The sequence below is a fragment of the Candidatus Scalindua japonica genome, from assembly GCF_002443295.1.
Lineage (GTDB): Bacteria > Planctomycetota > Brocadiia > Brocadiales > Scalinduaceae > Scalindua > Scalindua japonica.
The window spans coordinates 80,115-95,238 of sequence record NZ_BAOS01000011.1 but is presented as its reverse complement, the minus strand read 5'-3'; the positions used below and the strand labels follow the sequence as shown (position 1 = coordinate 95,238).

11 protein-coding genes are annotated in these 15,124 nt (G+C 38.2%); all 11 read left to right on the top strand.

Annotated features, from left to right (window positions below; all coding sequences use genetic code 11):
• The first annotated feature begins 75 nt into the window (after positions 1-75).
• The 11 genes from SCALIN_RS07300 (at position 76) to SCALIN_RS07250 (ending at position 15,124) form a co-directional block, all read left to right on the top strand.
• On the top strand, positions 76-1,704 hold the full coding sequence (locus SCALIN_RS07300; protein WP_162532201.1) for a multiheme c-type cytochrome: 1,629 nt from the start codon (positions 76-78) through the stop codon (positions 1,702-1,704).
• A gap of 683 nt (positions 1,705-2,387) precedes the next feature.
• Positions 2,388-3,956: an alginate export family protein gene (locus SCALIN_RS07295; protein WP_096893853.1), complete on the top strand. Its 1,569-nt coding sequence runs from the start codon at positions 2,388-2,390 to the stop codon at positions 3,954-3,956.
• A 470-nt stretch (positions 3,957-4,426) separates the two neighbouring features.
• Entirely contained in the window at positions 4,427-5,008 is a 582-nt protein-coding gene (locus SCALIN_RS07290; protein WP_096893852.1) for a sulfotransferase domain-containing protein, read from the top strand.
• Positions 5,009-5,334: 326 nt separating this feature from the next.
• Positions 5,335-6,573, top strand: a complete 1,239-nt coding sequence (locus tag SCALIN_RS07285) for a glycosyltransferase family 2 protein (RefSeq protein WP_162532200.1) — start codon at positions 5,335-5,337, stop codon at positions 6,571-6,573.
• Positions 6,574-7,035: 462 nt separating this feature from the next.
• A complete protein-coding gene (locus SCALIN_RS07280; protein WP_096893848.1) occupies positions 7,036-8,829 on the top strand; it encodes an NAD(P)/FAD-dependent oxidoreductase in 1,794 nt (597 codons plus the stop codon).
• 18 nt (positions 8,830-8,847) lie between these two features.
• A complete protein-coding gene (cmoA, locus tag SCALIN_RS07275; protein ID WP_096893846.1) occupies positions 8,848-9,591 on the top strand; it encodes a carboxy-S-adenosyl-L-methionine synthase CmoA in 744 nt (247 codons plus the stop codon).
• Positions 9,592-9,603: 12 nt separating this feature from the next.
• Complete coding sequence (locus SCALIN_RS07270) at positions 9,604-10,371, top strand: methyltransferase domain-containing protein (RefSeq protein WP_203415389.1); 768 nt, start codon at positions 9,604-9,606, stop codon at positions 10,369-10,371.
• A 23-nt stretch (positions 10,372-10,394) separates the two neighbouring features.
• Positions 10,395-11,714: a glycosyltransferase family 4 protein gene (locus SCALIN_RS07265; protein ID WP_096893843.1), complete on the top strand. Its 1,320-nt coding sequence runs from the start codon at positions 10,395-10,397 to the stop codon at positions 11,712-11,714.
• Entirely contained in the window at positions 11,702-12,706 is a 1,005-nt protein-coding gene (locus SCALIN_RS07260) for a GDP-mannose 4,6-dehydratase (protein WP_096893841.1), read from the top strand. Before SCALIN_RS07265 ends, SCALIN_RS07260 begins: the two co-directional genes overlap by 13 nt.
• A gap of 38 nt (positions 12,707-12,744) precedes the next feature.
• Positions 12,745-13,509 (top strand): polysaccharide deacetylase family protein, encoded by a 765-nt coding sequence (locus SCALIN_RS07255; protein ID WP_096893839.1) that lies wholly within the window; start codon positions 12,745-12,747, stop codon positions 13,507-13,509.
• Positions 13,510-13,567: 58 nt separating this feature from the next.
• Positions 13,568-15,124, top strand: a complete 1,557-nt coding sequence (locus SCALIN_RS07250; protein ID WP_096893838.1) for a B12-binding domain-containing radical SAM protein — start codon at positions 13,568-13,570, stop codon at positions 15,122-15,124.

Below are 15,124 nucleotides of genomic sequence, written 5' to 3'. Positions count from 1 at the left end.
CTTTTCAATATGGTGTAGTTTGCTTTTTTTCTGACTTTGTAAAATTATAATTCCAGAGTGATGAGGAGGGGCTATATGAGGCATTTCGGATTTGTGTTGATAATTTGTGTGGCTTTTATAGAAATAAGTAACGGTGCGGCTTTTGCGCAGGGGACTGTGGATCCATCTCCGGAAAGATTGGTTTTTCCAACCGAAAAAGGTCAAAAAGGTTTTGAGGAGTGGGTCGGTTTGGAGAAGGGCAGCGGTCCATGGGCTGATTATTATAAACCAACGCCTCTCCATATGTATTGGAGCCCCAAGAACCATTACATCAGACCTGATTTAAGCGCTTTTAAAGATCTGTTTGACGAGTATGCTTCGGGTGATTGTATGGGTTGCCATGAAGATGTGACTCCAGGGATTGTAATGTCTTGGAAGAGTTCGGCCCATGCAAAGCCGAGAAAAAGTGCTAAATTTGCGGAAAAAACAAGGGCGATTGAGGAAACGTCCGGAATAAAGATTGAACAGGTAACATGTAGCTTTTGCCATGGCGAAAGTCATGATGAGTTGTTTTTGCCTGTAGCCGATGATGTCTGTAAAAAATGTCACCGGCAGCAGGTAGAGGAGTTTGCCTCAGAGATAGCAGATGGGAGGCCAAGCCACAGGGCATCGTGGATTTCAAATGTTGTAGTGCCGTGGTATGTCGAAGGTTTCAGGAGGGGTGAGGGCTATTCATTCATCGGGTGTGACCAGTGTCACCCTGCAATGGAGAGGTGTGACGGGTGTCATACTCGGCATAAGTTCAGTGCTGACGAGGCGAGAAGGCCTGAAGCATGTTATTCATGCCACATGGGAGCTGATCATCCGGATGCAGAAACCTACAGTGAATCAAAAATGGGTGTCATTTATGCTATGGAAGGTGACACCTGGGCATTTGACAAAGGGTTGAACGATTTAGATCTTGGTGGGCCTGAAATGCGTGCTCCTACATGCCAGATCTGCCATATGTACAACAATACATCTGGTAAATGGGGGCATAATGTGACATCCAAGGGGCGTTGGCGAATGGGTACTTTCCCTCCTGTACAGGTAGAGTACAAGTCCAGCATGAAGGACTATCCTTATGGAATTACTATTCCGCCATTAAATAAGAAGATAGATCTGTATGATGGGGAAAACAAGAGAAAGCTCGAAAGGTGGCTGGAAGTCTGCAATAATTGTCATAGCGGGCGGTTTGCAAGATTGTGGTTTGAAGCCCTTGATGAATATATGTTTGCCGCCTATCGTAAACGGGATGAGGCGCAACTGCTCGTAGAAGAGTGTTTTGAAAAGGGGTGGATTGATGTAAATGCCAGGGCGCCATATCCAATGGGCGATGTGCTTGCCGACAAGCTTGGTATTAAGCTGCTTGGCGAAGGTGTTTTTAAGGCGCTTAAGATGTCGAAGGGTAAGATCCCCGTAGTTGGCCCTATTCTTGGTGTTTATGCTAATTTCAGACATGATGATGGTAATCCCAGTCAGATTGAAACTGAATATGGAAACATGTGGTTCTGGTATGCGCTCAAGGGTTATAAGGGAGTGGCACACGGTCAGCAGGACTATGCATGGTGGTGGGGCTGGGCCCCAATGGTAAACCAGTTATCACGTATCAAATCGCAACATGATATGTTGGAAAGGGTGTACAATATTGAAGCTAAGTTGGGAATAGGCCTTGGAGGTAAGTAGCCATAGGCTTTCGTTTGAATTAAAAAAGATATTCTCGCTCAGGGCCGCAGAGAACGTAAGCAGGGGATTAAAGCTTAAGTACTCGCAAATTCTTTTATCTTAATACTTAATCTTTTTTGTTTATGTTTTGATGGGAAGCGGTTTAACTATCTGTTTATTTATATTTATTTAGTAGCATCTGGTTAGATTTTTATTTATAATATTACACGGTTAATGTTACCGTTGTTCTTCTTGTGTGTTCCCTGCTCCAGGCATTCTTAGGGCAGACTTAGGCAGGTATCCGGATTGAAGAACCACCTGGATATCCGAGAAAATGGATATTTTGTGACAAAAAGGTATTCGTAAAATCTAATTCGGATACTTCTGGAATTAATTGAGATTGTTTTTATTCTTTGCTCCCTTTAAGTCTCGTAAGTGAGAAAATGGATGTTGAAACAACCAGCATCAATTGTAACTAACTGACGTTGCAGTGGTTGTGGAAATAGGGGAGACCCACTCGTCCTGTACCAAACTTGACAGCATTGCTTTTGCATATTTTATTTGAATGATTTATTAAATTGTAATTAATATTATTTAATAAATCATGCTTGCTATTGGTTTATTTATATAGTATAGTTGTTAGATTAGAGTTTATTCGATAGTATGTACTGAACTTAATTTATATTTTTTTGGGGGGGTTAAGTATGTCAAAAATAAGGAATTGTTTTATAATTTTAGCATCAGTATTCACAATCACATCAGCGTGTGCGTTGGTTGGGATGCAGGATGTTAAGGCGGCTGAGCCTGCGCTGTCTGACCTCATCAAGAGGATAGAGGCGCTGGAATCAAAGCCTGGCGGTGGCGGGAATGTCAGTGCGCCAAAAATCAGAGGCTTAAAGATGGGCTTTGATATAAGGCACAGGTTTGAATTTAGATCAGATGGAGCAGGTAATGGAGGGAATAATGCCATAGATAGTGAATTTACACTTCAGAGGGTAAGGCTCTCTTTGGATGCTGATGTAAATAGAAATGTAAGGGGTTTTGTAAAGTTACAGGATGTCCGTACTTTTGGTGCTGAACAGAGTACTACTGGTAACCTTTCCAGGGTTGATCTCCTCGAAGGATTTGTTGAGTTGAGGAATTTGGGTGATTTCACTTCATTGCTCAATAATACGAGTTTGAGGGTCGGTAGATGGCAGCAGTGGTATGGTAAAAACAGATGGTTTGGTCACCTGAACTGGGCTAACCAGTCAAGGTCTTATGACGGTATAAAGTTCAGATATGATAACAAGAAGAATGTCTGGGTTGATCTTTGGGCGTACCAGATTTCAGAAGACCAGACAGGCGTTGCTTCCGGTGATAATACTTTTGGTGCAACCGGTACTACTGGTAGAGCATTACTTGCAAATGGTACTGTTCCGGTAGTTGGTGCAACTGCTACAAATAATGGTCCTTATAGAAGTGTAAGAGATGAGCTTTTCTGGGGTATGTATGCGGGAGTAAAAGTACTTGAAGGGTTAACTGTTGAGCCATATATTGCTATCAGAAACAGGAGTAGAGATGCAGATGGAGATAGATCTCCTGATTTTGCAACATTACCACCTGGTGCAAGTACTGCTATTGGCGGAGAGCAGCGTTATCATGTAGGTGGTAGACTTGTAGGTAAAAATATACATTGGTTACCCGGTGTAGATTTTACTTTTGAACAGGCATGGCAGTTTGGTAGAACTGAAGCAGTTACCTATCGATCACAGGATATTGATGCTTATGGTGGTGCATACGATATCGGCTATACATTCAAGGACATTCCATGGTCTCCAAGAATAGGTTATAGCTACGTATTTGCATCTGGTGATGATGATCCAACAGATGGTGACAATGAAACATTTAGTCATCTGTATCCAACAGGCCACGCAACAATGGGTTATATCGATTTCCATGCATGGCAGAACATCAGAGACCATCAGGGTCATCTGTCATTTCAACCGACAAAGAAGATGTTGGTGAAAGTCGATTATCATAATTTCAGCGCAGCAGATAGATTAGATGATTGGTATACTGTTGGTGGAGCTGGACGCGGTGTAGGTGGTTCTAGTGTAAGTGATAACTATGGTGACGAAATTGATGTTACCGTTAAATACAAACTGTTAAAGAATTTTGGTGTTGTTGCCGGTTACTCGAAATACATGGCTGGTAAATTCGTAGAAGATGCCAGAGGTGGAGATAGAGGAGATACCGACTGGTTCTACTTACAGACAACGATGAAGTTCTAAGATTTTTGTAATAGTATGGTCAAACTCGTTTGGCTGTATATCAGGTATTAAATGGAAAAGGGTGAGAATCGATAAGATTCTTACCCTTTTTTATTGCCAGAAATAAATGGACAACCCCCGTATAAGCATGAGGACAACTAACATTTATCCAAAAATATATATTTATACATCCCATAAAAAGATTGTGGAATGTGAATCTCATTCTACCTGGATACCAGATAAAGGAATTCTGCTATTAAAGAGGTAGGTTAATTTGTTTGTTGTTCTCACGGTAGTAATTTAACCGCTAGAAGTTGTTTTTTGATTTGACAAATAATGGTATTTTATATAGGATTTTAAAATATGTATGGATATTAGGATGGCTGTTTATCCTGAGGCTAAAGTAGATGAAAATAAAAGAAATTTAATGATGAACCTGAAATGCAAGCTTTCAGATATTTTATAACATCATATACAAAAAAAACAATTAGATGGATGAAAATACAATTATAGTAGTATCAGGATTGCCTAGGTCAGGCACTTCTATGATGATGAGCATGTTGGAAGCTGGTGGATTGGAAATTGTAACCGATAATGTTCGAACTGCAGATGACGATAATCCTAATGGTTATTATGAACAGGAGAAGGTAAAGGGATTAAATAGAGATGATGACAAATTATGGTTGAGTGAATGTAAGGGAAAGGCGATTAAGATAATTTCGCAACTTTTGACTTCCTTGCCTGAAAAAAATTCATATAAAATCATATTTATGCAACGTAAAATGGAAGAGGTTCTTGCTTCTCAAAAACAGATGCTGATTCGGCGTGGAGAACCTACTGATAGAATAAGTGATGAAAAACTAGCAAGGTTGTTTAATAAGCATTTGGAAGAAACAAAAAAATGGTTAACGAAGCAACCTGGAATTGATGTTCTTTATATCTCGTACAATGATTTATTCTTGTATAAAGATAAGTTAATAGAAGATATAAAACGGTTTTTAATCTGTCCTCTTCTTAGAACGGACATGATGAAATGTGTAATAGATAAATCTCTTTATCGCCAACGTTCTTAGACCAAAAAGCATAAAAACGTAGGAAAACATTGGGACAACCCAAATAATTGGACTTTTATGCATTCATCTTCCCTGATGACTACCTCACAACACTCCGTGTCTAAAATACGATTCATATTAATGCGCTTGCCGCCAGGATTGGATTTTAATTTTTTCCCCTCTCTTTTTCTATTTAAGTTTGTTTCCTGTATCTTCAGTCGTGAGTCTCCAATTTATTGACACTGGATATTCATGTTGATTCGTAAGTCGTCAATAAAATGTGGATATTACCAGGCCCGGCAACCAGACTATCCCGTATGCTTATTTAGCACAGATTAATTAACAACGTGAACAATACGATTTCAGTTATAATACCGGTACATAATGCAGGAAATCATCTTGGAATGTGCCTGGAATCTATAGTCAGCTCTTCATATGAGCATTATGAGGTTATAGTGGTAGATGATAACTCTACTGACAATAGCGCTGAGATTTCCAGGCAGAAAGGTTTTAATGTTTTTACGCTTTCTGGCAGTTCCGGTCCTAAAGGTCCTGCGTTTGCTCGCAATTTTGGAGTAGAAAGAGCTCAAGGAGAGATAGTAATGTTTGTTGATTCCGATGTGTTAGTCCGCCCAGAGACTATAAAGTTGATTGTTGAAAATTTTGATGATGACAACATTGATGCAGTCTTTGGTTCTTATGACGAAGACCCTAAACATAAAAATTTTATTTCTCAATATAAAAATCTATTTCACCACTTTATTCACCAACAATCGCATACTGGTAGTAGCTCTTTCTGGGCTGGTTGTGGGGCTATCAGACGAGATGTGTTTCTTAAAGCAGGTGGTTTTGATGCGAAACGCTTCATAAGACCATCAATAGAAGACATTGAACTGGGTTCCAGATTAAAGGATATGGGCCATAAGATAGTACTTGATAAAAGCGTACAGGTAAAGCATTTAAAAAGATGGAATCTCTACTCTTTAATTAAAACTGATGTTATTGATAGAGCCATTCCATGGATAAAACTGATAATCGAAACAAATTCAATCCCCAGGGACCTAAACCTTAAGTACTCTTACAGAGTTAGTTCTGTGTTGGCATCCATTTTTGCAGCCTTTATTATTTTATTATTTTCAGGTTCCGGCACTTATTTATTTTCAACATGGATATTTCCCTATGCTGTCTTATTATTAATTTCTTTAAGCATTGGAGTAACTTTTATAGAATTCTACTTTCTTATAAAGAGATTTAACAAGACCGCTGTACTAAATACTAAAAAACTTCTATTAACACTATTTGTTGGTCTTCTAACTGCATGCTCTATCTTTGTGTTAATTGATTTTTTAACTTTTGGTTTTTTCCCGGTTTCATGTTTGTATTATTTTTCTGCAGTAATGCTGTTTTTTACTATTATTCTCCTGAACAGCCAGGTTTATTATTTCTTTAGCAAAAAAAAAGGTATAAGATTCGCGATGTTAGTTATTCTTATGCACTTTCTCTATTATATTTATAGCTTTTTAACTTTTATAACATTTTGGCCGATATTTAAATTGTCAAAATCTTTTAAAACAGATATGAAATAATATGTTTCAGTACACCATTTATAGTCAATACAAAAAACCTTGCAATACAGTTAATAACTTGCTTATATAAATCTTAATTGTTTTAACATAAAATTTAGGTGTTGAAAAAACAGTTTATTGTAACTGAAAGGGCGGAGCTGTATCTAAATCGAAATTTTTTCTCTGGATAACATCAAAGACATATAGGATACCACTGTTATAGACGGCGTATACTGCAATCCCAGCCTGTAGGCTGAATTCACCCCATCTGAATTGACAGTAAGTCTGAGAGGTTTCAGGATTCCTTGACTCATTTCTTTATATATATTCTGGAACAAGTTCAGAATATCAATTTCTGATTTACCGGTTCTCCATAATAGATACCAATTTAATGTCTTATGTCATTTATAGAGTTTTCTATTGGAAAACGATGGCTGCCTTATTAGAGAGAGAAAGAATAACAGTTAAAAATTAACCAAAACTATGGAAGAATCAGCAAAAGAAACTAATAACATGAATGTTGTCATTATGGGTGGTGGCCCTGCGGGTTTAACTGCTGCTTATGAACTTTCGAAAAAACATATAAAAGCCACCGTTTTGGAAAAGGACAAAGTTGTTGGTGGGATTTCCAGGACGGTTAATTACAAAAACTATCTATTTGACATTGGTGGACACCGTTTTTTTACAAAAATCAGCGCAGTAAATAAGATATGGAAGGATGTTCTGGGTAATAACTTTCTTAGACGAAAACGGCTTTCAAGGATCTACTTCAATAAAAAATTCTTTTACTATCCACTCCGCCCATTTAATGCTTTGTATGGACTGGGAATTTGGAATTGTTTTTTGATTCTTTTCAGTTATCTTTATGCACATTTATTTCCTTCAAAAATGGAAGATAACTTTGAACAATGGGTTTCCAATCGCTTTGGAAAACGCTTGTATCAAATATTTTTTAAGACGTACACTGAAAAAGTCTGGGGTATATCATGTCGCGAAATCAGGGCTGAATGGGCGGCACAGAGGATTAAAGGGCTCTCTCTTATGAGTGCTCTAAAAAATTCCATCACAAAACCCCAAAATAATGACAGGAAAGAAAGAATTATAAAAACACTCATTGATGAGTTTGATTATCCAAAATATGGACCCGGGATGTTATGGGAAGCTATTTCTGAATATGTTCAAAAAAAGGGAACTCAGGTATGCAGAAATACCAAAGTTGTTGGAATTCTGTGCAACAATTACAAAATTGATTCTATAGAGGTTAGACAAAACGGGCAAAACAGGTTAATACATGGGAGCCATTTTATTAGCAGTTTACCCCTCAGGGAACTAATACAAATATTCAAACCATCCGTGCCGGAAAAAATCCTTAACGCGTCTAACCAGCTTAATTATCGAGACTTTATAACTATAGTACTTATTGTTAATAAGCGAAATATATTTAATGACAATTGGATTTATATTCACGATCAGGATGTTAAACTCAGCAGAATTCAGAATTTTAAAAATTGGAGTCCGTATATGGTTCCTGATAAAAATAAAACCTGCCTGGGTCTCGAATACTTCTGTTTTGAGGAAGATGAATTGTGGGCTACATCTGACCAAGATCTTTTTGAATTGGGGAAGAGAGAGCTCGAAGCATTAGGCCTCGCTCAAGGTTGTGATGTTGAGGACCATACTGTTTTCAGAATGCCAAAGGCGTATCCGGTGTACGACTCTAAATATAGAAACGCACTTAAGATTATACGCCAATTCCTGAGTAAAATTGACAATATTCAAGTTGTTGGAAGAAACGGTATGCACAAATACAACAATCAAGACCATTCCATGTTAACCGCAATGTATGCAGTGGAAAATATATTAGGCAAAAACCACAATTTATGGGAAGTAAATGAAAGCCAGGAATATCATGAGAAGGATAAGATAGGTATGCCAGATGAACTTATTCTACAAGCATTTACAAAAATGGATAAATCAGCATTTGCCATTGCAACCGGGTCTGTTTCAGGACTGCTTATATTTACCGCAACTATTTGGCTGGTTTTGAAGGGGGGTGAAGTAGTGGGTCCCAATCTTCAACTCCTCAGCCAATATTTTATCGGGTATTCAGTAACAGTCACTGGTGCATTTATTGGGGCGGCTTATGGCATTCTCTGTGGCGGGACCTTCGGTTGGCTGCTTGCTTACATGAGAAATCTATCTATCTCCTTTTTCATAAATCGCATAAAAAAGAAAGAAGAATTATCATCATTTAGAGATTTCTCGGAACATTTCTAATATTTGAGGAGGCTGAACATGAAGCATGATGAAATATTTGAAGGTAATGCAGCCCGCGGAAGCGATTTTGAATTTAACGCCGAAGTTGCTGAGGTTTTCGATGACATGCTATATAGGAGCGTTCCATTTTATAGAGAACAGCAATATTGCATTGCAGAGATTGCCAGAAAATTCTGGATCCCTGGTACCAATATATACGATTTAGGATGTTCTACTGCTGCTACACTGCTTCTACTTGGGAAAGAGCTTGGAGATTCAGCTCAAATGACCGGATATGACAATTCCCAACCTATGCTCGATCGTGCCAGTCAGAATTTAGAAAAAGCCGACATTGGGAATCGTATAAAACTTAAGTTGCTTGACTTTAATAAAGATCTGGCAGATGCTGAGTTGGAAAACGCCAGTGTAGTTATATTATGCTGGACACTGCAATTCGTAAGGCCGTTATTTCGTGACCGACTGATCAAATGGATTTATAAGGGCCTTGTCAACGGGGGCGCAATGGTGGTAACTGAAAAAATACTTACGAACGATTCTAACATGAACCGTTTTTTCATTGAATTTTATTATGATTTTAAACGGCGCAATGGATATTCGGAACAGGAGATTTCAAAAAAGAGAGAGGCGTTAGAAAATATCCTGGTACCTTTCAGGGTTGAAGAAAATATTGAACTTTTTCGACGTAATGGATTCGAGATTGTCGAAACCTTCTTTCAATGGTATAATTTCAGCGGTTTTCTTTGTGTAAAAAACAGTTCCTAAACAGTACCAACCGTGTTAAAAACATCATTTAGAGATTGCATTATTAATCTTGCAAAGGCCATGCTTTCCCCTGAAGTTCGTAACTGGGTAGTACGGCAACAGAAGAGATTCCATCTGCAATGGCCTCCCGCCGGAACTGTTCGTTTTGGCAGTTTCAGGAGACTTACTCCAATTAGTCCTATTTTTGCTATTGATCGAGGGTTTCCAATAGAACGATATTATATTGAAAAATTTTTGTCGGAAAGATCATCTGATATTCGCGGACATGCACTTGAGATGGGAGATGATTTTTATCTCCGCAAATTCGGTGGCAACCGTATTGAAAAAATTGATGTATTAAGCGTTGTACAAAGTCCTAATGCGACTATTGTTGCAGATTTAACCTGTTCTAATCATTTACCATCTAATACTTTTGATTGCATAATCCTGACACAAACGTTACAAATGATTTTTGACGTAAAGGCAGCGTTAAAGCACTTACATCGTATTTTAAAACCTGGTGGAGCTTTGTTACTAACTTCACACGGTATCAGTAAAATAGGCCGCCGTCTAGGCCGGGACAATTGGGGTGAGTATTGGCATATCACCACACAATCTGCAGAAAGACTATTTTTGGAAAATTTTCCTGATGCAGAAATTCAGGTAAATTCATACGGAAATGTACTCACAGCAATGTGTTCACTGCATGGACTCTCGTCTGAGGAACTCTCAACTGAAGAACTGAATCACGTCGATCCCGACTTTGAGGTAATAGTCACAGTACGTGCTGTAAAACGATAGTTTATTACAGTAATAAGAGAACAATGAATCGTTTACTTAATTTTTGTATGATAACGACATTCTACCCTCCGTATAGTTTTGGAGGTGATGCAATGGGTATTTATCGGCTTTCTAATGCGGTAGCGAGACTGGGCCATAAAGTTGATATTATCCATTGTAAGGATGCATATTTCGCGCTGAATCCAAAAGTGCCTGAGAGGGATTTCCAGAATCATTCGAATATCACCTTATACGGCTTAAAGAGCAGACTGGGACTGTTATCTCCGCTTCTAACTCAACAGACGGGATATCCTTTTCTGAAAAGCAGGAAAATAGAAAAAATACTGAGTGCGAAAAAGTATGACGTAATTCACTATCACAATATTTCACTTGTTGGCGGACCAAAATTGCTAAGGCCGAGAAAGGAGATTACTCTTTATACGACTCACGAGCATTGGTTAGTGTGCCCAATGCATGTTTTATGGAAATTTAACAGAGAACTCTGTAAAAAACGGAGTTGTTTTGTCTGTTCTCTGGTCTGGAAAAGGCCTCCACAATTATGGCGATATACCAATCTGCTGAACAATGCTGTAAAAAATGTAGATTATTTTATTTCTCCAAGCAGATTCACAATTAACAAGCACCACGAATCGGGATTGAAAAACCCCTTTGTCCATATGCCATATTTTCTCCCTCTATCAGAAGAGCTTTCTTACGAAAAGATAAATGAGAAGGATGAAAAACACATTGGACCATATTTTCTTTTCGTTGGTCGGTTGGAGAAAATTAAGGGACTTCAAAATCTCATCCCGGTATTCAAAGAATATTCTAAAGCGAAACTGCTTATAGCAGGTGATGGGGGATATGGCAAAACATTGAGAAAATTAGCGAGAGGAAATGACAATATTAGATTTCTGGGAAAATCTAACCATCGTGAATTAAGAAAATTATATAAACATGCTATTGCCGTTATCGTACCTTCTATCTGTTATGAAGTGTTCGGGATCATCATAATAGAATCCTTTTCGATGAAAACACCGGTTATAGTAAATAACATCAGTGCCCCAACTGAAGTAATCGAAGATAGCGGTGGAGGGTTTATTTACAATAACAACAAAGAATTAATTCAGGCTATGGATATTTTGAGAACAGAACCGGAAACAAGAAAAAGTTTAGGTGAAAAAGGATACGAAGCGTATAGAAAATATTGGACAGAAGATAATTGTCTGAAAATATATTTTGATCTGATAAATAAAATAGCGCTGAAGAAGAAAATTGATATTACCGTTAAAGAAACATTCACGTCAGAACAGCCTACCTTTGCATCTTCTGCAACAGAAAGCGATATAAAATGCAGGTATTAGTTACAGGTGGTGCTGGTTTCATTGGCAGTCATCTTTGTGAAAGACTTTTGGAGGATGGACATCGGGTGGTTGCTATAGACGATCTTTCAACCGGTAATACGGAAAATCTCACTGGTTGCATGGAGAATAAAGATTTTAGTTTTTTTAGTGGTTCCGTGCTGGACGAACAGGCCATGCATACCCTCGTAAGTAAAAGTGATATAATCTACCATCTGGCGGCGGCAGTAGGAGTCAAATTGATAATCGAACAACCTGTCAGAACGATTGAGACTAACATCAAAGGTACTGAAGTTACTCTTAATCTTGCAAAAAAATTTGGGAAAAAAGTTCTCATCGCCAGTACTTCTGAAGTATATGGTAAGAGTGAAAGAGTCCCGTTTAGAGAAGATGATGATTGTCTGCTTGGCTCAACAACTTTCAGCCGATGGAGTTACGCTTGTTCAAAAGCGGTAGACGAATTCTTAGGGCTTGCTTATTGTAAACAGTACGGTGTGCCTGTCCTTATAATACGTCTCTTTAATACGGTAGGAGAACGTCAAACAGGGCAATATGGTATGGTTGTACCAAGATTTGTGGAAGCGGCACTATCAGGTAAACCGTTGTTAATCTATGGAGATGGGAGGCAAACAAGATGCTTCGCATACGTTAAAGATGTAATTAATGGTATGATTGCATTGGTAAATAATAGCAGTTCATACGGCAACGTTTATAATATTGGATCTACTGAGGAAATCACAATTAATAAACTTGCTGAAAAAATCAAGAAGATGACAGGTAGTTCTTCTACAATACGGTATGTGCCATATAAAGAGGCTTATGGACAGGCTTTTGATGATATGAAGCGCAGAATTCCATGCATTGACAAAATACAGAATCATGTTGACTATAATCCAGAAATATCACTAGATGACACATTGGGAATAATAATCGACTATTTAAGAAAAGATGTGAATAGTAATATGAAAAACGTATTAAAAGAAACCAGTTCCTGATCGTTGTAAAAGTTTCAGCAAGTCCTAGTTTAAATTTTATGCACGCTAATTCTGAAGGCAAATACCGTATTCCAATATTAACCTACCATTCCATTGACACTAGTGGCTCTATTATTTCAACATCCCCGGAGAAGTTTCTCCAACAGATGCAATTTCTGTCTCACTATTCCTATAATGTAATTTCCTTAAGTAAGATAATAAGCTTCATCAATGAAAAACAGCCTTTTCCCAAGAAAACGGTGGCAATTACATTTGACGATGGATTTAATAATATTTTTGAAATAGCATATCCAATACTCAGAAAACTTGGATACACGGCCACTATTTTTCTTGTTACAGGATATTGCGGAAAAAAAAATAACTGGAGTGGCCAACTAAGAGGAGTTCCTGAATTTGATTTACTTGAATGGGACAAGGTGATTGAAATGGCCAATAATGGTATTGAATTTGGTTCTCATACTATGAGTCACCCTGATCTAACTGAGCTTACACTCGCTCAAGCCAGAGAAGAAATAGTCGGAGCAAAAAGAAGCCAGAAAGAACGCCTTGGGAAAGAGCCTCTTTTTTTTGCCTATCCTTATGGTAGGGAGTCAAATAAGATAAGGGAAATTGTTAGGGATGAATTTAAATGTGCTCTTTCAACAGTGTTGGAATTTGTGAATACAGATAGTAACATCTATTCCTTACCAAGAATAGATATGTGTTATTTTTCAAGAAATAATTTTTTCACATGGTTAGGCACATCAAAATTCTCCGGTTATATTAATATCAGAAAATTTTTGCGCTCTCTTAGAAGTATTTAAGTACTTTGAACGGAATTTTTGTGACATATTCAGAACAGAAAAACACAGAGATGATATTATGAAAGTAGTGCTTTGCTTTCCCTCTTCACTTCCCGGACAAAAACCGAATTATGGTTTGCAGCCAATGGGTGTTTTATATATTGCCACAGTATTGCAGAAGAATGGTATCGATGCAATGGTTTTAGATGCTGATATAGAAGGTTTGACTGTCAAAGAAATGGTTGAATCAATTCTGTCGGCAAACCCGGATCTCGTAGGATTCAGCATCATGACACCACAACTTATGTCAGCTCTTGATACCTCAGCACTGTTAAAAAAGTCACGTCCATACCTCCCGATTGTTTTGGGTGGTGCGCATATAAGCTCTACTCTCGATGATACATTTTCTTTTGCCGATTGCTTTGATTTTGCTGTATATGGTGAAGGAGAAATGACCATGGTGGAAGTAATAAAAAGAATGAAACAAGGTAAAACCCATGAATATTTGAATGGGATTCAGGGGGTCATTTATCGTGATAAGGATGGTACGGTGAGGACGAATCCTCCACGCCCATGGATTGCTGATATAGATACTTTGCCCCCAATAAATTACAAGCTGATAGACATTACCAGGTATCGTATCCCGACAATGACCGGACGTTATGTAGTTGCGATGCTGAGTTCAAGAGGATGTCCTTTTAAATGTACATTCTGCGATGCACCAACAACTACCGGCAAGAAGGTCCGTTTCCATTCCATAAAACGCGCGGTTAAAGACATTAAGCACAACTATGACAACTTTGGGGTCAGAAATTTTACTTTCAGAGACAGTACGTTTACTGTAAAGAGGAGTTGGGTAGTTGAATTCTGTGAAGCCGTTATCAAATCCGGTATGAAGATTAGCTGGAGATGTGGCACACGAGTCAACCTTGTAGACGAAGAACTGTTGAAATTGATGAAGCGTGCCGGGTGCCACATTATTAATTTTGGTGTCGAATCTGGCCACCCTCAAATCCTTAATAAGATGAAGAAAGAGGTGGAAATAGATCAAATATACAGAGCTCATGAGTTGACAAGAAAGTATGGCATTCGTACATATGCAACATTTGTAATAGGTAGTCCGGGAGAAACAGATGAAACGATGCGGGCTACTCTTAAAGTAGCATTGGGGATTCGGACCAGTCTGGCAATGTTTTTTATTGCTGTCGCGTATCCAGGAACTGATATGTATGAAAAGGCGGTAGAAGAAGGGGTCGTAGAGCCAAGATGGTGGGCAAAACAGACTTGGGATCCAAAACTTCATTCCGCATTTCAAAAGAGGTGGGGTTGGACTGCTGACGCCGGTGCTATTAAAATTCCTGGATTTGATGCTGAGGCCTGGCAAAAATGTGCTACAAGAGCGTTTTATATGCGTCCCCGTTTTGTATGGGATACTCTAATATTCACACTAAAAAATCCATACTTTCTAAAACACTTGATCAACTTAAGCACTGAATTGCTTCCATTTTACAAGATACCTTTACTATTTCAAAAAACAAATATAAACAAGGAATATCATAGCCACTCAAAATGCCCATCTGCGCCAACAGTAGACTATTACAATCGAAAAGATGTCGATTCAAAGCAAAAAATTTGA